At 60.2% G+C, this 17,390-nt stretch carries 15 protein-coding genes; all 15 read right to left on the bottom strand.

All coding sequences use genetic code 11. The features are described from left to right. Positions 1 to 2 precede the first annotated feature (2 nt). Positions 3 to 1,214 (bottom strand): sensor histidine kinase, encoded by a 1,212-nt coding sequence (locus tag BT199_RS01185; protein ID WP_072433696.1) that lies wholly within the window; start codon positions 1,212 to 1,214, stop codon positions 3 to 5. A gap of 110 nt (positions 1,215 to 1,324) precedes the next feature. Then, on the bottom strand, positions 1,325 to 2,797 hold the full coding sequence (locus BT199_RS01180) for a sigma-54 dependent transcriptional regulator (protein WP_003192966.1): 1,473 nt from the start codon (positions 2,795 to 2,797) through the stop codon (positions 1,325 to 1,327). Between the two features lie 169 nt (positions 2,798 to 2,966). Further along, on the bottom strand, positions 2,967 to 3,263 hold the full coding sequence (locus tag BT199_RS01175) for a flagellar protein FliT (RefSeq protein ID WP_014719354.1): 297 nt from the start codon (positions 3,261 to 3,263) through the stop codon (positions 2,967 to 2,969). A gap of 25 nt (positions 3,264 to 3,288) precedes the next feature. Further along, on the bottom strand, positions 3,289 to 3,678 hold the full coding sequence (gene fliS / locus BT199_RS01170) for a flagellar export chaperone FliS (protein ID WP_057023033.1): 390 nt from the start codon (positions 3,676 to 3,678) through the stop codon (positions 3,289 to 3,291). A gap of 128 nt (positions 3,679 to 3,806) precedes the next feature. After that, positions 3,807 to 5,174, bottom strand: a complete 1,368-nt coding sequence (gene fliD / locus BT199_RS01165) for a flagellar filament capping protein FliD (protein ID WP_072433695.1) — start codon at positions 5,172 to 5,174, stop codon at positions 3,807 to 3,809. An 82-nt stretch (positions 5,175 to 5,256) separates the two neighbouring features. Further along, the gene (locus tag BT199_RS01160; RefSeq protein ID WP_014719357.1) at positions 5,257 to 5,604 is read right to left on the bottom strand and encodes a flagellar protein FlaG; all 348 of its coding nucleotides are present in this window, start codon (positions 5,602 to 5,604) and stop codon (positions 5,257 to 5,259) included. A 76-nt stretch (positions 5,605 to 5,680) separates the two neighbouring features. Then, a complete protein-coding gene (locus BT199_RS01155; protein WP_072433694.1) occupies positions 5,681 to 7,408 on the bottom strand; it encodes a flagellin N-terminal helical domain-containing protein in 1,728 nt (575 codons plus the stop codon). 264 nt (positions 7,409 to 7,672) lie between these two features. Further along, positions 7,673 to 8,602, bottom strand: coding sequence for a ketoacyl-ACP synthase III (locus BT199_RS01150; protein ID WP_014719359.1), 930 nt, complete (start codon positions 8,600 to 8,602; stop codon positions 7,673 to 7,675). A gap of 276 nt (positions 8,603 to 8,878) precedes the next feature. Beyond that, positions 8,879 to 10,489: a flagellar hook-associated protein 3 gene (locus tag BT199_RS01145; RefSeq protein ID WP_072433693.1), complete on the bottom strand. Its 1,611-nt coding sequence runs from the start codon at positions 10,487 to 10,489 to the stop codon at positions 8,879 to 8,881. Between the two features lie 14 nt (positions 10,490 to 10,503). After that, the gene (gene flgK, locus BT199_RS01140) at positions 10,504 to 12,549 is read right to left on the bottom strand and encodes a flagellar hook-associated protein FlgK (protein WP_014719361.1); all 2,046 of its coding nucleotides are present in this window, start codon (positions 12,547 to 12,549) and stop codon (positions 10,504 to 10,506) included. A gap of 10 nt (positions 12,550 to 12,559) precedes the next feature. Further along, complete coding sequence (flgJ, locus tag BT199_RS01135; RefSeq protein WP_072433692.1) at positions 12,560 to 13,819, bottom strand: flagellar assembly peptidoglycan hydrolase FlgJ; 1,260 nt, start codon at positions 13,817 to 13,819, stop codon at positions 12,560 to 12,562. Positions 13,820 to 13,823: 4 nt separating this feature from the next. After that, positions 13,824 to 14,933: a flagellar basal body P-ring protein FlgI gene (locus BT199_RS01130; protein ID WP_161981170.1), complete on the bottom strand. Its 1,110-nt coding sequence runs from the start codon at positions 14,931 to 14,933 to the stop codon at positions 13,824 to 13,826. Between the two features lie 6 nt (positions 14,934 to 14,939). Then, positions 14,940 to 15,635: a flagellar basal body L-ring protein FlgH gene (gene flgH / locus BT199_RS01125; protein WP_014719364.1), complete on the bottom strand. Its 696-nt coding sequence runs from the start codon at positions 15,633 to 15,635 to the stop codon at positions 14,940 to 14,942. A 52-nt stretch (positions 15,636 to 15,687) separates the two neighbouring features. Then, on the bottom strand, positions 15,688 to 16,473 hold the full coding sequence (flgG, locus tag BT199_RS01120; protein ID WP_003192986.1) for a flagellar basal-body rod protein FlgG: 786 nt from the start codon (positions 16,471 to 16,473) through the stop codon (positions 15,688 to 15,690). A gap of 62 nt (positions 16,474 to 16,535) precedes the next feature. Beyond that, a complete protein-coding gene (locus BT199_RS01115) occupies positions 16,536 to 17,276 on the bottom strand; it encodes a flagellar basal body rod protein FlgF (RefSeq protein ID WP_003192988.1) in 741 nt (246 codons plus the stop codon). Positions 17,277 to 17,390: the final 114 nt, after the last annotated feature.

Raw genomic sequence — 17,390 nt, 5'->3', positions numbered from 1 at the left:
TCTTACTCCGCGCTTGCCGCGCTGGAAAACAGCGGCAAGGTCATCAATGCACAGGTGCCACGCCCCAGGCGGGAACGCAGCTGCAATTGTCCCTGATGGGCGCGGGCCACTGCCTTGACCACAGTCAGGCCCAGGCCAGTGCCGTTGGTCTTGGTGGTAAAAAACGGCTCGCCCAGACGTTGCAGCACCTGCGGGGCGATACCGCTGCCGCTGTCGCTGACGCACAGGCGCAGGGTTTGCCCGCGGGTGTACAGGTGCACTTTCAGGCGCGCCCCGGGGCCACTGGCCTGGGTGGCGTTTTCGATCAGGTTGAGCAGCGCGCCCACCAGGGTGTCGCGGTTGCACAGCAATTCGCCCTGGTGGCTGTCGCACTGCCAGCGCAGGTTGGCCTCCTGCACATGGGTCGCCGCTGCCGCTTGCAGGGACTGCATCAAGCCGGCAGGGGTAACGCGATCGGTCAGCGGCAATTCGCCGCGGGCAAACACCAGCATGTCACGCACCTGGTGCTCCAACTCATGCAGGCGCTCCTTGAGGCGCCCGGCAAAGCGTTGGTGGGTGGCCGCCGGTAATTGCTCGTCAGTCAAATGGCTGGCGTAGATCAATGCCGCCGACAACGGCGTACGAATCTGATGCGCCAAGGAAGCGACCATCCGCCCCAGGGACGACAGCCGCTCATGGCGCGCCAGTTGATCTTGCAGGTGCCGGGTTTCTGTCAGGTCATTGAGCAACACAAGCTGGCCCGGCTCGGCGTCCAGGGAACGGGTCGCGATAGACAGCCGACGCCCGTCCTTGAGGGAGACTTCGTGGCCGTCGTCTTCACGGGGGGCAAAACAGCGGGTGATGACTTCACGCCACAGCTCGCCTTCCAGCGGCAGGCCGAGCAGATCACAGGCTGCCGGGTTGGCTTCGCGCACGCGGCCCTGGTCATCGATGACGATTACGCCACCGGGCAACAGGTCCAGCAGGTTTTGCAGGCGGTTGGCCAGGCGTTCTTTCTCGGCCAGCTCTTGCATGCGCTGGGCGCTGACCACCGCCAGTTCGCCTTTAAGCTCGGAAACCCGGGCCTCAAGCAGACTGTAGGAGTCGGTCAGCTGGCTCGACATCTGGTTGAACTGCGAGAACGCGTGCTCCAGGCCCTGGCGGGTCGGCGGCTCTACAGGCGAAACCAGCCCCTGGATGGCAGGGGCCGAAGATAGTTGGGCGGCGTGGGGCATGATGCTCTCTCGCTTGGCTGACCGTCAGTTAAACGGAACGTTGCGAGGGCTGTAGCAATACCCGTGCCGAAAAAAAACTACCTATAAATCAGGTAGTTGAAAAACAGGCGTCAATCATCCGCCTGTTCATCACCTTCTTTGCGGCTCATACCGTACTTGCGCATCTTCTCCACCAGGGTGGTGCGACGGATACGCAGGCGCTCAGCGGCCCGGGCCACGATGCCATGGGCATCGTCCAGGGCCTGCTGGATCAACCCTTGTTCGAGGTTGCCGAGGTAGTCCTTAAGGTCCAGGCCTTCGGGCGGCAACATCGCGGTGGCGCCGAAGTCCGGAGTATGGCCGTTGATCGCCACGCGCTCTTCCATGTCGCTGCGCAGGCTGTCCATCTGTTCGTCTTCGTCGTCGACGTAGCGGAATTTCTTCGGCAGTTCGACCACGCCGATCACCCCGTACGGGTGCATGATCGCCATGCGCTCCACCAGGTTGGCCAGCTCGCGCACGTTACCCGGCCAGCCGTGGCGGCACAGGGACATGATTGCCGCAGAGTTGAAGCGAATGGAGCCGCGCTTTTCGTGCTCCATGCGCGAGATCAGTTCGTTCATCAGCAACGGGATGTCTTCCACGCGCTCGCGCAGCGGGGCCATCTCGATGGGGAATACGTTAAGGCGGTAGTACAGGTCTTCGCGGAAACTGCCAACCTCGATCATGCTTTCGAGGTTCTTGTGGGTGGCGGCAATGATGCGCACGTCCACGCTCTGGGTCTTGTTGCTGCCCACGCGCTCGAAGGTGCGTTCCTGCAATACGCGCAGCAGCTTGACCTGCATCGGCAACGGCATGTCGCCGATTTCGTCGAGGAACAGGGTGCCGCCATTGGCCAGCTCAAAGCGCCCGGCACGGCTGGTGATCGCCCCGGTAAAGGCACCCTTCTCGTGGCCGAACAATTCGCTTTCCAGCAGCTCTGCCGGGATCGCCCCGCAGTTGACCGGCACAAAGGGCCCGTCGCGGCGCTTGGAGTGATAGTGCAGGTTGCGCGCGACCACTTCCTTGCCGGTGCCCGACTCGCCGAGGATCAGCACGCTGGCGTCGGTGTCGGCCACTTGCTGCATCATCTGGCGCACGTGCTGGATGGCGCGGCTGGTGCCGACGAGGCTGCGGAACAGGTTGGGTTCACGGTGACGGCCGCGCTCGCGGGCCTGGTCGTACATTTCGCGATAGACCTGGGCACGGTGCAGGGAATCGAGCAATTTGCTGTAGCTGGGCGGCATTTCCAGGTTGGACAACACACGGCGGCGCTGGTCTTCCGGCAGGTCCACGGAAGAAATATCGCCCATTAGCAACACCGGAAGGAACTCATCCCAGGTAGACAGTGTCTTTAACAGGCCCAGAACTGCGCCAGGAGCGTTTACCGTCCCGATCAATACGCAAATGACTTCACGGCTCGACGACAACGAGCTGACCGCCTGCTGCCAATCGTGGCTGCCGCAGGGTAAATTTTCTTCACCGAGAAAATTTAAAATCACCGCTAAATCGCGGCGGCGGACGCTATCGTCATCGATCAGCAGAATTTTGGTTTCACGCCACATGCAATAGCAACTTCCCTAGTAAAACTTCCTGCCCCGGAATGAGGGCAATCTAGACGTCTGTAAGATTTCTTACCTTCTAGACGTCTGAAATCTGAAAACAGCACTAGTTAAGTCAAAAATGCTGGCACAGTCAAATATATGACGCGCCGTTCGGATTAACTGCGCCCGTTCAACCGAACAGATGGTAAACCTTTGACGCATTTTTCGCTTGGTTGATCTGCGACATCTCTTCGAAAATCGCCTGGCGTTCGCCGGTCGTCACCTCCAGCAACTGCTGGTACACCACCAACAAACTTTCCAGCTTCTCGCGCAATGCGCCCTCGTCTACCGGTGCTTCGCTGAGCACCTCATCAATCACTGCGCGGCAACCCAGGTCCAACTCGCCCACGGCTTCCCAATTGCGCTCAGCCAGCGCGCCGAGAAGGGCTTCGCGGGTTTCGTCGATGCGTTGCAGTGCGTGGCTCATGATGTGTACCTCAAGGCAATCGGCCTTATTGTGGAGCGATGGCATCCCAGCCGGTCTTGACGGTGATCAGCAGGCGGGCGACTTCGTCGATCATCTCGACATCATTGACTTGGTTCGCCTCGACCAGGCGATTGCCCATGTAGTTATACAGGGCATCCAGACGCTGGATCGCGGCCGGGTCTTCGGCTTTCTCAGGCTCCAGGCCATCGCGCAGGCCCGAAATGATTTCGATCGCCTTGCCCAGCATCAGGCCCTTTTGCGCGATGTCCCCGCGGCTCAACGCACCCTTGGCCTGGGCCATGCGATCCAGGCCACCTTCCATCAGCATCTGCACCAGGCGGTGCGGGCTGGCTTCGGAGACCTGAGCGTGGGCATTGACCTTCTGGTACTGGCGAAGGGCTCTCATCGGGTTCATGTTGCTACCTCGTTACTGGCGACAATCGAATAGGTTTGCTTAACCAGTTTTTCGACCACGGCGATAAAAACTTTAATCCAGCACCCTGCGCGAGAGCCCCTGGACAGGGCCCTGGCGCGCACCGCTCATCAGTTCGACTTAGGATTGTTCAGCGAGTTGAGGGTGGTCAGGATGCTGGAGCTGCTGGCGTTGATCTGCGCGATCATGGTGTCCATCGCCGTGTACTTGGCGGTCAGGGACTTCTGCAAGGCATCCATGCGCCGCGTCAGGTCGTCGGTCTCTTTGGTCAAGTCGGTCAACTTGTTGTTGAGATCGGTGGCACGTGTCGCCAGGGTGCCGGTAGTGCCGACGTAGCTGTTGGTCGCCTTGTTCATGCGGGTGATCAAGCCCGTGTCGCCGGTGAACAGCTTGGCAATGTCGCCAGCGCCCTTGACCACGGCCTTGTCCCAGGTTTTGTCATCCAGGCTCAGCAGGCCGGTTTTCTGGTCGGTGGTGATGCCCATCTGCGCCAGGCTGGTCATGGTGCCCGCACCGGAGCCGTTGACCAATTCGGAACGCAGGCTGTTCACCAATTGACGCATCGACGCATCGCCGGTCAACGCACCTGCGGTGGTGGTGGAGGCATCACCGGTTGCAGTGACCTTGGTTTGGGTGTTGATCGCCGTCATCAGCGTGTTGTAGGCGCTGACGAAGGACTGCACCGAGGTTTTCAAGGTATCGGTGTTGCTGGCCACGGTGATGGTGGTCGGCTTGGTGATGTCTACCGTGTCCAACAGGTCCAGGGTCACGCCGCTGATCGCCGAGGTGATCTTGTTGCTGTTCGATGACATTTCAATGCCATCAATGGAGTACTTGGCGTTGGTCGGCGGCTTGCCTTTGTCGTACCCGGTAGCCAGCTGCGAATCGCCGCTGAGGGTGATGTCGGTGCCCTCGCCCATGGTGGTCGAAGTCAGTACCAGCCGCGCGCCATTGGAGTCGCTCAGCACGTTAGCACTGATGCCCTGGGACGAGAGCTGGGTGTTGATGGATTCGCGCACCTGCTGCAACGTCGCGCCACCGGGAATGATCACGTCGTAGCTCTTGCCCGACTGGTTGATGGTCAGCGTCTGGTCTTCGTCCGTGCTGTTGGCCTTGCCCGATGCGCCATCGACATTCACCGCCGTGGTGACTTTCGAAGCCGTCGCCAGGTTAGTGACCTTCAATACGTACTTGCCGCTGGATGCGCCGTCACCCAAGGTAACCTTGGCGTTTTTCTCTTCCGAAGAAGTCGCCGCCAGCCCGTTGAAGGCCGAGGCATTGTTCAACTTGGTGATCGCCGCCTGGTAGGCTTCCAACGCCGTCTTGACCGAGCCCACGGCAGACAACTGCACGGTGGCCTTCTTCTGCTCGTTGGTGATCTGAGCCTGCTTGGGCGCCTGCTCGGCACCTACCAGCGCCTTGACGATAGCCTGGGTGTCGTAGCCCGAACCTGGGCCGGAAATCGTTGAACTAGCCATTTGCCATTCTCCTTGTCCTGCAGCGGCCGTTTTTTGGCGCTTATACGCCTAGACCGCAATCAGAAACATGTTTCGTGCCAACTCAAGCCTTGCTATCAAACAGCAGGCTGCCGGCATCGCTCAGGTTCTGCGCCAATTTCAGCGCGGTCTCCGATGGAATCTGTCGAATCACTTCACCACTGTCAGTGGCGATCACCTTGACCACTACCTTGCCGGTAGAGTCATCGATGGAAAAATCCAGGTTGCGCTGTGAAGCCTGCACAAACTCACGCATATCGGTAACAGCCTTTTCCAGCGCCACGCGCTGCGGCTCTTCACTTTTGATCGGCTCATTGCTGGCCACAGGCTTGGCCTGGGTCACCACTGCGCCAAGGTTGGCCGGGGCCGTGGCTGCGGGGTAAGACGAGGTCAGCTTGATGCTCATGTCCATGTCACCACCTCCAAACTGAAAAAACGGAAGGGCACGTTGTTAAACGCACCCTCCCGTTATTTAACCGCTAGCGCTATTACTGAAGCAGCTTCAGAACAGACGATGGCAGTTGGTTGGCCTGGGACAGGATCGCAGTGGAAGCCTGTTGCAGGGTTTGTTGCTTGGTCAGCTCAGCGGCTTCAGAAGCGAAGTCAGCGTCTTCTACACGGCCTTTGGCAGCGGAGGAGTTCTGCGAAATGCTCTGCAGGTTGGCCACGGTGCTGGCGAAGCGGTTTTGTACGGCACCCAGCTGCGAACGCTGGCTGTCGATCTGCTGCATGGCGTCGTCCAGAGCCTGGATGGCCTGCTGCGAAGAAGCGGCAGTCAGGATGCTCAGGTCGGAAACGCTGGTTTCCATGGTGACGGCAGACTTAGTGCCGGCCGCAGCTACAGCGGTCAGACCCAGTGCAGCCAGGCCAGTACCGGCGCTGCCGTCCTTGATGGTGATGTCTTTGTCAGCGAACAGGTTCAGGGTACCGTCAGCGTTTTTGCTGGCTTGAACACCGGTGCTGGCACTGTTGATCGAAGCAACGATGGCGTCAGAGGTGTCGCCTTTCTTGAACTTGACTTCAACGCCGTTGACATCAATGGAGGTGTCTGCGGTCAGCTTGGCCTGAGTAGTACCAGCCGACAGGCCCAACTGCGACAGAGAACCGCTGGTAGTGTTGGACAGCTTGATATCAGCACCATCACCCGAGGTCAGCTTGACACGACCGTCAGCAAAGGTAGCGGAAGCACCGTTAGCCGCGCCGCCAGCAGCGGTAGTCAGCTTGGTCAATACGCTGGACAGAGTGTCAGTGTTAGTCCAAGTAACGGCACTGCCATTAACAGAGACTGCACCTGCTGCGCCCATGGCGCTTGCGCCAGTTGTAGCTACAGCTGCGGTAGTACCAGGAGCACCCAGGTTGAGTTTAGCCAGGCCATCAGTGGCAGCAGGAACTGCGGAGGCGCCAAGAACGATATCGCTCTTCGACGACAGAGTTACAACGCCGGCAGCATCTGTAGAAGCAGTAACACCGGTCTGAGCAGTTTTAGCGTTGATGTCTGCAACGGCTGCGGTACCACCAGCAGCACCACCAGCAGCGGCTGTCAGCGCGATCTCAACACCGTTGATAGTGAAGGCATCACCGGCAACAACAGCGGCGGCGGCGGCAGTACCTACTTTGGAAGCTTTGTCACCCAGCACCGAACCAGTAGCGGTAGCTGCCAGGCCTTTCATCGCGGCACCATCTACAGCCGCTTCTTTGTAGTTACCCTTCAGCGCAGTAGAGCTGATATCGGTCATACCGAACGAGATAGTCTCGTTGGCGTTTGCGCCAATCTGGAACGCTACGTTGTTGAACGAGCCGTCCAGCAGGTTACGACCACCGAAGGTGGTGGTGCTGGCGATACGGTTCAGCTCGCCCACTTTAGCGGTGAATTCCTGCTGCAGGGAAACACGGTCAGCGTCGCTTTTATCACCGTTGGCCGCTTGCAGGGCGAGTTCACGCAGACGCTGCAGGGTGTTGGTGGATTCTTGCATCGCGCCTTCAGCGGTCTGGGCAATCGACACGCCGTTGTTGGCGTTGGCGATGGCAACGTTCAGACCTTTGACCTGGTTGTTCAGACGGTTAGCGATCTGCATGCCGGCAGCGTCGTCTTTGGCGCTGTTGATTTTCAGGCCGGAGGACAGACGGTTCATCGACTGGCTCAGAGCGTCGGAAGCTTTGTTCAGGTTCTTCTGGACACCCAGGGAGGTGATGTTGGTGTTTACTGATAATGCCATGACGAAATCCTCGTGGTTTGGATACTGCGGCTTCCGGCCCTGGCGACCGCCGGGTGTGGCCTAGAGAACCTACGTAATAGTTATCGTCGTGGTAGCCGGTTGCTTGAGGATTTTTTTGATTTTTTTTAGTAGCCCTGTGCCAGCCCTTGTATTTCAAGGGCTTATGCAGGCGCAGAAGCCCGGTTTCATTGGCTTTTCTGGCGCCAATAAAAAAACGCCGATGATCATTCGATCATCGGCGTTTTTTGTGCAGCGGCTAATGCATCACGGACGATAGAGAATCGCCGAGCCCCACGACAGGCCCACGCCAAAGCCGCTGATTGCCACGCGCTTCCAAGTGGCGTCCATCACGTGCTTTTCCAGCAGCAGCGGGATGCTCGACGACACGGTGTTGCCGGTCTCGACCATGTCCTTGATGAACTTGTCCACCGGCGCTTCTTCAAAACGGCGCGCCACGGCGTCGACGATGGCCGCGCTGCCCTGGTGGATGCAGAACGCATCGATGTCATCGGCCTTGAGGTCCGACTCTTTGAGCAGCTCGTGCAAGTGCGCAGGCACCTTGAGCAAGGCGAAGTTAAACACCTGGCGGCCGTTCATGAAGAACACGCCGTCGCTGACCTTCAGGTGCGGTGCGCCGGAACCGTCGGTGCCGAACTTGGATTTGCCCAGCAGCCATGGCGCGTCCTCGCCCATCCAGGTGGCGGTGGCGGCATCGCCGAACAGCATGGTGGTGTTGCGGTCTTCCGGGTCGACAATCTTGGAATACGGGTCGGCGGTGATCAGCAGGCCGTTTTTCAGGCCCGCGGCTTCCATGAAGCCTTTCATCGCGTAGATGCCGTAGACGTAGCCGGAGCAGCCCAGGGAAATGTCGAAGGCGGCCACGTGAGTTGGCAGGCCCAGTTTGTCCTGCACGATGGCGGCGGTGTGAGGCAGGCCCTCTTCATCGCCGTTCTGGGTGACGACGATCAGCGCGTCGATGGATTCGCGCTTCAATTGCGGGTTGTTGGCAAACAAGGCGTTGACCGCCTCGACACACAGATCCGAGGTTTCCTGTGCCGCTTCCTTGCGCGGCAGGAACGCCGAGCCGATCTTGCCGATGATGAACTCTTCATCCTTGGCGAACTTGGCACCCTGGGCGTAGTTATCGATCCCGTCCGCCGGCACGTAACTGGCGATGCTTTTTATGCCAATCATTGTGGCTTCCCAATACTAAATAGCTGGAGAACACCCCTCGGGCTATGCCGGAAGTGCTGACAATAAAGGGGATAACCCCATAAAAATCCCGCTGAAAGCCGCCCGATGAAGGCCCTGTGACGACTTATCCTTTTCACACGATACAGTGAAGATGCGCTTTATGACTCACAGGTCACTCAATTTTGCGTGGTTTATGCAAAACGTTTCAACAATTAAGCCCCCGAAACGACAACGGCCCGCCCTGTTTCCAGAGCGGGCCGCTTGACTGAACGCCGTTTACATCTTGTTGAACAGGCTCAACTGCGAGATTTTCACGAAGGCCAACTGCGAGGCCTGCAACATGGTTTGTTGCAAGCTCAGGTTGATGGCGGCTTCGGCGAAGTCGACATTGCCCAGGGCATTCATGGTGGTGGTATTGGCCAGGTCCAGGCTGACGTTTTCCTTGGACTGAATGTCCAGGCCATTGAGGCGCGCGCCCAGGGAGCCACGCGCCTGGTCGATCTGGCCGTAGGCATTGGTCAGGTTGCCAATGGACTTGGCCACCACGTCCTTGAGCTCCTTCTGCGCCGCTGGGTTGCCGTCTGACGGCGTTTCCAGAATTTTGCGCAGATGGCTCAGGGTGTCGAGGACGTTCTCGTTCTTGTTGCTGGTGGCACTGATCGCAAACTGGTCGCCGGCTGCCGGTGCCGGTGCGGTGGTGACATCAAAGGTCACCCCTGCCGCCGTGAGGGTGGTGGCGCCGGCCGCCAGGGTGCCACTGGCGATGGATTTGCTGTCTGCGCTATACGGCTGGGCATACAGGTCATAGGCGCCGGCGGCACCGAACTTCACGATCACGCCCGAGTTGGGAAAGGTGCTGGCGTACGCCGCCGGATCGCTCACCGTGCCGCCGCTCAGTTGCGCGGTGGACGGATTGCTCGGGGTGCGCGAAACGCTGAAGGTGTCCGGCTTGACCGACAGGCTGAACTCGCGATCCTTGACGATGGCGTCCGACGGCGCGCCTGGCAGTATGTCTTTGCCCAGTGCGTCTTTGCCCAGGTTCAAGCCAATGTCGAACTTGACCCCGCGCAGGTTGATAGTCGAGCCGCCTTCCTTGGTGGCATCGAAAGTGCCGTTGCCTGGAATCTCCGAAGTGATGTCCTTGCCAGCATTGTCCGTGACCACGTATTGGGTGCTGCTGGTGAAGGTCAGCTTATACGGCTGACCATCGGAAAAGCTGCTGTTATAGCTGCTGTTGGCCGCGATCAGCCCGGCAGATACGGTGACCTTGCCATCGTCGACCGCTGGCGGCACGAGGATCGGCGCGGTTTGCGTACGGCCCGTATTCGCCGAGCTTTCAAGCATGCTCTTGGCGGTATTGCCCATGGCAACCGACAGGTTCTCTGCGATCTGCAGGCTCAACGGCGTGTCATCGCCCTGGTAACTGTAGGTGCCGTCATTGTTGCGGGCGTAGGGCGGCGTATCGGTCTTGCTGCCGGAGAACAAGTAATTGCCGCTGGCGTCCTTGGTATTGAGCAGGCCCAGGATCTGGTCTTCAATGGCGCCAATCTCGGCGGCCGTCGACTTGCGGTCAGCGTCGCTGATGCCGACGTTACCCGCCTTGAGCGCCAACTCACTGGCCCGTTGAATCGCGATATTGATATTTTCCAGCACGCCGTCCTGGGTGGTCAGCGAGTTTTTCAGGGTGTCGATGTTGCCATTGAACTGCGCCAGCATGTCTTTCTGCTGCTGCAGCATCAACAACCGCGCCGCCGCCACCGGATCATCTGCGGCGGTTTGCACGCGCACGCCGGAGCTGGCCTGGTCCTGGGCCTTGACCACGCTGGAATAGTTGCTCTGGTACTTGGCAGAGCTGGTCTCGAAATACTGCTGTGTAGAAATACGCATCGTCCCAGCCTCCCTTAAAGAGCATTCATCAGTGTGGTGAAGGTTTCCTGCGCAGCCTTGATGATCTGCGACGACGCGGTGTAGTACTGCTGGAACTTGATCATGTCGCCCGCTTCATCATCCAGGTTGACCCCGGATACCGAGTTGCGTGCTTCCTTGTTGGCGCTGAGCAACGCACCAGTGGCGGCGGTGTCGACCCCGGCCTGGCTGGCCTTGGCACCCACGGTCGAGACCAGCTTACTGTTGGCACCCACCAGGCTGGTGCCCGCGTTGCCCTCGCCCATACCGACGGTGGCCTTGGTTTGCAGGTTCAGCAGTTCCTGGGCGTTGCGACCGTCGGATTTGCCGCCACTGTTGAAGGCGAAGGTGGTGCTGTCGCCGTCTGCCGGGGAGCCGTTGACGGTGGTGTCGAACTTGAAGCTCTTGCCGGGAATGGCGGCACCGCTGGCGTCGCGCATTGGCACGTCCACGGTGATCTTGTTGCCCTGCCCCGGGATGATCGAGCCGGTGCTAATCGGGTTGCCCTTGGAATCGCTGATGGTATAGGACTGCGTACCGTCGGCGGCAGGCTTGCCGAACACCATCTTCACCGGCATCGAGTTTTCAATACCGGCGCGCAACTGGGCAGTGTCAGTGCCGCCATGGATATCCAAAGGCACTGTCAAGGCCGGCTGGGTAAAGGTGCCCGTGCCACTGTTGGTCTTGCTGCTGGTACCTGCCAACGGGCCGGCAAACGCCAGTTTGTTCGCATCGGTGAGCGCCACGCCAATACCGCTGGCGCCCGTGGCGGTGGGGCTGACCTTGAAGCTGTCACCAAACGCCATGGTGCCCTTGCCGTCCAGCGCCAGGGTGAAACCATCCAGGGTCGGCGGCGGTGTAGCGCTCATGTCAAAGGTGCCCATGGCCTTGCCGTCCGAGCGCAACACCGTGATTTTGTTAGGATCGGTCTTGTCGCTGAAGGTCACGGTGTAGTCAAACGTGGACAACTGACTGCTGTCCTTGATCGTCACGTTCAGGTTGCCCGCGCCGGCGCTGTTGCCCGAGGCACCCTGGCTGCGCGAGGCAATGGCGGCCGCGCTGTTGATGTCTTTGAACAGCGAAACGCCAAAGTCACCATTGAGGTCCAGGCCCTGGCCCAGCTGGCTGTTGAGCGTATCCGCGGTGGCAATGGCGATACGCCCCAGCTCATTGATGGCCGGCATCAAGGCATCGCTGCGATAGCGCAACAGGCCACCGATGCTGCCGCCGCTGATCACCGAGCCCAGGTCCAGGCTGGTGCCGTTCATGTCCAACTGGATGGTGTACTGGCTGTTATCGGTTTTGCTTGGTGCCGCGGAAATCTTGTTGGAGATCCCACCCTCTACCAGGGACTGGCCGCTGCCGGTGGTCACGCTGAACTGGCCGTTTTTCTCGGTGGCCGTGACACCGATCAACTCATTGAGCGAGCGTACTGCCTCGTTACGCGAGTCCAGCAGGTTGGCTGGGGCGCTATTGGAGCTGCCCTGGGCCTGGGAGATCTGCTGGTTAAGCGAGGCAATCGAGGCGGTCAATTGGTTGACCTGATCAGTCATGCTGCTCAGTTGGTTGTTGATGGTCTCTTTCTGCTGGGTCAACTGCGTGGAGATCGAGTTGAAACGGCTGCTCAGGGTCTGGGCGTTGGTCACCAGCAATTGGCGGGCCGACAGGTCGCTGGGGTTGGACGCGGCGGTTTGCAGGGTGGCGAAGAACGAACTGAGCACTGAGGACAGACCGGTGGTTTTGTCCGACAGCACTTTGTCGACGGCCCCCACCTGGTCCAGGTACGCCTTGGCGTCGTTATTGAGCGCCGTGCTGTTCTGGTAAGCGGTGTCCAGGTACTCGTTGTACACCCGGCGCACATCGGCCAGGGTGGTGCCGCTGCCGATGTACACGCCGCCGAACGGGTTTGATGCGTTGGTATTTTGCGTGGTCTGCTGACGCGAGTACCCTGGGGTATTCACGTTGGCGATGTTATTACTCAAGACCGACAACGATCCTTGAGCGGCATTGAGCCCTGACATCCCGATACTGAGCAAACTCATGGTTCAGACCTTATAAATGTGTGGTTGCGCCAGCGGCAGCGTAGTTCTGGTAACTGTTCATGTTTTTTGCGATCTGCGAAATCTTGCTGGCGTAATCCGGGTCGGTTGCATAACCGGCTTTTTGCAACTCGCGTACAAACTGTTCCGGGTTGTCGGCTGATTTCACAACTTCTTTATAGCGATCATGGCTTTGCAGCAAAGTCACGAGGTCGTGGAAGCTGTCCTGATACGAGCTGTAGGAACGGAACTGCGCCGTTTCCTTGACCATCGCACCATCGCGAAACTCGCTGGTGATCGCCCGGGCCTGACCGCCCTGCCAGCTCTGGCCAGCCTTGATGCCGAACAGGTTGTGGCTGCTACTGCCGTCCTCGGCGCGCATCACCGATTTGCCCCAGCCGGTTTCCAGCGCGGCCTGGGCCACGAGATATTTGGGGTCGATACCGATACGTGCGGCGGCGGCCTTGGCCATCGGCAGCATAGTGGCGACGAATTCATCCTGGGAGCTGAAGGCTTTCTTGGCCGGCGCCAGCGGTGGCTGCGCAATGGCGCGGCCATACACCTGCATGCGCCCGCTCGGCACGGCAAAGCTACGCGCGCTGCTGTTGATGACCGTGTCGTCGGCAGCGCTGTTACGCAGGGGCGCGGCTTTGGCTTCGACCGGAGCGTTCGGCACGATGCCGGCCAGCAGGCGGTCGGCCAGCCTGCTGGGCAAGGCGATACGGCGCTGGTTCATCAGTTCCATGTCGTTGGCATGGGTGCTGGCGCCCTCAGGCACGGCCACGCGATACGCCCACAAAGGCCGCTGGCCATTGGAGCGGCCCAACGGGCCTTCAGCCTGGGTACCGGCGGCAATCTCGGTCGGCACATCGACTTTCTTCGCCGACGCATCCGCCGCCGGGCCTTGCAAGGTCGCGGCCTGGGCCTCCACCGGCTTGTTCTTCTGCATCTGGCGCATCAGCACATCGGCCAGGCCGATACCACCGCCTTCGCGGGACATCGACACCGCCAATTGCTGGTCGTACATTTCCTGGTATTGCTTGGCGGCCGGGGTGTTCAGCGGGTTGTCCTTGCCCAGGGCCTCGGTGGCCGAACGCATGGACTTGAGCATCTCGTTCAAAAACAGCGACTCGAATTCCTGCGCCACTTTGCGCAGGTTGCCTTCACTGTTTTTGTCGTCGCCGACCTTGAGCTGGTTAAGCCGGTTCAGGTCGGAGTAAGACCCCGAGTCCGCCGTGCTGCTGATACCGCTCTTGCGCATATCCATGGCCATGGCCTCAGATCACGATCAGGTCGGCTTGCAACGCGCCGGCCTGCTTCAAAGCTTCGAGGATCGCCATCAAGTCGCCGGGCGCAGCGCCCACCTGGTTCACCGCACGGACAATCTCGTCCAGGGTGGTGCCGGGGCCGAACTTGAACATCGGCTTGGCTTCTTGCTGGGCATTGACGCGCGAGCGCGGGACCACGGCCGTCTGGCCACCGGACAACGGCCCAGGCTGGCTGACGATCGGGTCTTCGGTGATGGTCACCGTCAGGCTGCCGTGGGTTACCGCCGCTGGCGAGACCTTGACGTTCTGGCCGATCACGATGGTGCCGGTGCGCGAGTTGATGATGACTTTCGCTACGGCCTGGCCTGGGTCCACTTCAAGGTTTTCCAGGATCGACAGGTAGTCCACGCGCTGGCTTGGGTCCAGAGGCGCAGTGACGCGAACCGAGCCGCCGTCGATGGCCTGGGCCACGCCAGGGCCGAGCATGTCATTGATCTTGTCGACCACGCGCTTGGCGGTGGTGAAGTCGGAGCGGTTGAGGTTCAGGGTCAGGCTGTTGCCCTGGTTGAAACCACTCGGCACGGTGCGTTCAACCGTGGCGCCACCGGGGATACGCCCGGCCGACGGCACGTTGACGGTGATCTTCGAGCCGTCGCGGCCTTCGGCGTCAAAACCGCCGACCACCAGGTTGCCCTGGGCAATGGCGTAGACGTTGCCGTCGATACCTTTGAGCGGCGTCATCAGCAAGGTGCCACCGCGCAGGCTCTTGGAGTTACCCATGGACGACACGGTGATGTCCACCACCTGCCCCGGCTTGGCAAACGCGGGCAGATCGGCGCTGATCGACACCGCTGCGACGTTCTTCAACTGCACGTTGCCCGAGCCTGGCGGCACTTTGATGCCGAACTGCGAGAGCATGTTGTTGAAGGTTTGCAGGGTGAACGGCGTCTGGGTGGTCTGGTCACCCGTGCCGTTGAGCCCCACGACCAGGCCATAGCCGATCAACTGGTTGGAGCGCACGCCGGAAATACTGGCGATGTCCTTCAGGCGCTCGGCATGGGCCACAGCGCTCAAGGCCAGCAAAAGCGTCATCGCCATCAGCTGTTTGAACTTCAAAATGGCCACCTAGAAAGGGAACAGCGGGCTGAGGAAGAAGCGGTCGAACCAGCCCGGCTGGCTCGCATCGGCAAACGAACCGGTGCCCGAGTAGGTAATGCGTGCATCGGCAATGCGCGTCGACGGCACGGTGTTGTCGGTGGAGATGTCATCGGCGCGGACCATGCCGGCGATGCGCACCAACTCGTCGCCGGTGTTGAGGGTCATCCACTTCTCACCACGCACGGCAATGATGCCGTTGGGCAATACGTCGGCGACGGTCACGGTGATCGAACCGGTCAGGCTGTTGCCCTGCCCTGCCGCGCTCTTGCCGTTGGTGGCACGGTCGCCGCTGTAGCCGGCGTCCAGGCTCAGGTCACCACTGCCCAGCGGGTTGTTGGTGTTCAGGCCGCCGCCGAACAGCGAGGTCAGGCCGATGCTGGTCTTGCTGTTCTTGCCGATCTGCGAGTTGGCGTTCTTGCTGGCCTGGGTCTTCTCATTCAGGGTAATGGTGATGATGTCACCGACCCGGAACGCCTTGCGGTCGCTGTACAGGTTCTGCTCGAAACCAGCCTGGTAGATCGAGCCATTGTTGGCCGCCGCCGGCAGCGGTGTGCGTGGCAACACCGGCGCGTAGTACGGGTCATTGGGCTTTGGCGTGGGGGCGACACAGCCCGCAAGCACGGCGATCCCACTCAATGCCAACACACAAACATAGCGATTCATGACCCTAACCTCACGGTGTTGCAGGCACCCTCAAGGGCGCCCCATAGACTGATTACAGATTTTGCGTAACGAACGAAAGCATCTGGTCGGCGGTGGAAATCACCTTGGAGTTCATCTCGTAGGCGCGCTGGGTGGTGATCATGTTGACCATCTCCTCAACGGTGCTGACGTTGGAGGTTTCCAGGGTGCTTTGCAGCGTGGTGCCGAAGCCGTTCAAGCCAGGGGTGCCGATTTGCGGCGCGCCACTGGAGGCGGTTTCCAGGAACAGGTTGTTGCCCATCGCCTGCAGGCCGGCCGGGTTGATGAAGTCGGCGGTTTGCAGGTTGCCGATCACTTGGGAGGCCGGGTTGCCAGCAACGGTGATGGACACGGTGCCGTCGTTGCCGACGGTGAAGGTCTTGGCGTCGGGCGGCACCACGACAGCAGGCTCCAGGGCGAAACCGTTGGCGGTCACGATCTGGCCGTTGGAGTCCAGGTGGAAGGTGCCGTCACGGGTGTAAGAAGTGGTGCCATCCGGTTGCAGCACCTGGAAAAAGCCGCGACCATTGATCGCCATGTCCAGGGGCTGGCCGGTTTGCTGCAGGTTACCGGCGCTGAAATTTTTCTGGGTGCCGACGATCTGCACACCGGTACCCAGTTGCAGGCCCGACGGCAGTTCGCTGTCCTGGGTCGACTGGGCGCCCGGTTGCTTCTTGATCTGATAGAGCAAGTCCTGGAACTCGGCGCGGTCACGTTTGAAGCCCGTGGTCGACACGTTTGCCAGGTTGTTGGAAATGGTCGTCAGGTTGGTGTCCTGGGCGGACAGGCCTGTCTTGGCAACCCATAGAGCCGGAAGCATGCTGTTCTCCTTCGTGCGCCGGATGGTTGGCGCTGCGTTGCAAATTAGTTAATGGGCTTGGATCAGCTCATCTGCATGACGCGCGTCATGGCCTGGTCGTCTTCTTTAGCGCTGTTCATCATCTTGATATGCAGCTCGAACTGCTTGGCCAGCGCCAGCACCGCGGTCATTTCTTCCACGGCATTGACGTTGCTCGCCTGCAGGAAACCCGAGGTCAGCCGCACATTCGCGTCGGCCTGGGCCGGTTGGCCATCCTTGGTGTGGATGGTGCCGTCCAGGCCCTTGGTCATGTTCTTGAGGTCAGGCTGGACCATCTTGATACGGTCCACTTCCGCCATCACCCGCGGACCTTCGCCCATGGCACGGATGCTGATGGTGCCGTCCGAACCCACTTCGATTTTCTGCTGGGGCGGCACGGCAATCGGGCCACCGTTGCCCATGATCGGCATACCGTTGCCGGCCCGCAGCACGCCCAAGGCATCCACGTTCATGCTGGCGCTGCGCACGTAGGCTTCGCCGCCATCGGGGGTTTGCACCGCCATCCAGCCGTCGCCGCTGACGGCCACGTCGAGGTCGCGGCCGGTTTCGATCATCGCGCCCGGTGAAAAGTCGGTAGCCGGACGTTCGGTCATGGCAAACGCCCGCGCCGGAAAGCTGTCACCGAACACCGGCATCGAACGCGCCTGTTCCAGGTCGCGCTGGAAACCGTTGGTGGAAATGTTCGCCAGATTGTTGGCATGGGCCTTCTGCGCCAGTGCATTCTGGCTGGCGCCGGTCATTGCCACATAAAGGTACTTGTCCACGCTCTATCCTCTTTCTGACGGACGCTTGCCGCCCACCGCTGTACTGAGGAGGCTTAAGCAATTTGCGAACCAACTTTTCAAAAGAGACCAAAGTCCAAGCGCGGCGGGGGTTTC

It is taken from the genome of Pseudomonas sp. NFR02, from assembly GCF_900119375.1.
Taxonomy (GTDB): Bacteria; Pseudomonadota; Gammaproteobacteria; order Pseudomonadales; family Pseudomonadaceae; genus Aquipseudomonas; species Aquipseudomonas paracarnis.
This window is presented reverse-complemented; position numbering and strand designations above follow the sequence as displayed.

What these genes read in the sequence shown, in the direction of transcription:
- BT199_RS01175 (WP_014719354.1), bottom strand. Translation starts at nt 3,263, where the DNA reads ATGAGCCACGCACTGCAACGCATCGACGAAACCCGCGAAGCCCTTCTC.
- BT199_RS01150 (WP_014719359.1), bottom strand. Translation starts at nt 8,602, where the DNA reads ATGATTGGCATAAAAAGCATCGCCAGTTACGTGCCGGCGGACGGGATC.
- flgH (WP_014719364.1), bottom strand. Translation starts at nt 15,635, where the DNA reads ATGAATCGCTATGTTTGTGTGTTGGCATTGAGTGGGATCGCCGTGCTT.
- fliS (WP_057023033.1), bottom strand. Translation starts at nt 3,678, where the DNA reads ATGAACCCGATGAGAGCCCTTCGCCAGTACCAGAAGGTCAATGCCCAC.
- BT199_RS01145 (WP_072433693.1), bottom strand. Translation starts at nt 10,489, where the DNA reads ATGCGTATTTCTACACAGCAGTATTTCGAGACCAGCTCTGCCAAGTAC.
- flgG (WP_003192986.1), bottom strand. Translation starts at nt 16,473, where the DNA reads ATGCTTCCGGCTCTATGGGTTGCCAAGACAGGCCTGTCCGCCCAGGAC.
- BT199_RS01180 (WP_003192966.1), bottom strand. Translation starts at nt 2,797, where the DNA reads ATGTGGCGTGAAACCAAAATTCTGCTGATCGATGACGATAGCGTCCGC.
- flgJ (WP_072433692.1), bottom strand. Translation starts at nt 13,819, where the DNA reads ATGGCCATGGATATGCGCAAGAGCGGTATCAGCAGCACGGCGGACTCG.
- BT199_RS01185 (WP_072433696.1), bottom strand. Translation starts at nt 1,214, where the DNA reads ATGCCCCACGCCGCCCAACTATCTTCGGCCCCTGCCATCCAGGGGCTG.
- flgK (WP_014719361.1), bottom strand. Translation starts at nt 12,549, where the DNA reads ATGAGTTTGCTCAGTATCGGGATGTCAGGGCTCAATGCCGCTCAAGGA.
- BT199_RS01160 (WP_014719357.1), bottom strand. Translation starts at nt 5,604, where the DNA reads ATGGACATGAGCATCAAGCTGACCTCGTCTTACCCCGCAGCCACGGCC.
- fliD (WP_072433695.1), bottom strand. Translation starts at nt 5,174, where the DNA reads ATGGCTAGTTCAACGATTTCCGGCCCAGGTTCGGGCTACGACACCCAG.
- BT199_RS01155 (WP_072433694.1), bottom strand. Translation starts at nt 7,408, where the DNA reads ATGGCATTATCAGTAAACACCAACATCACCTCCCTGGGTGTCCAGAAG.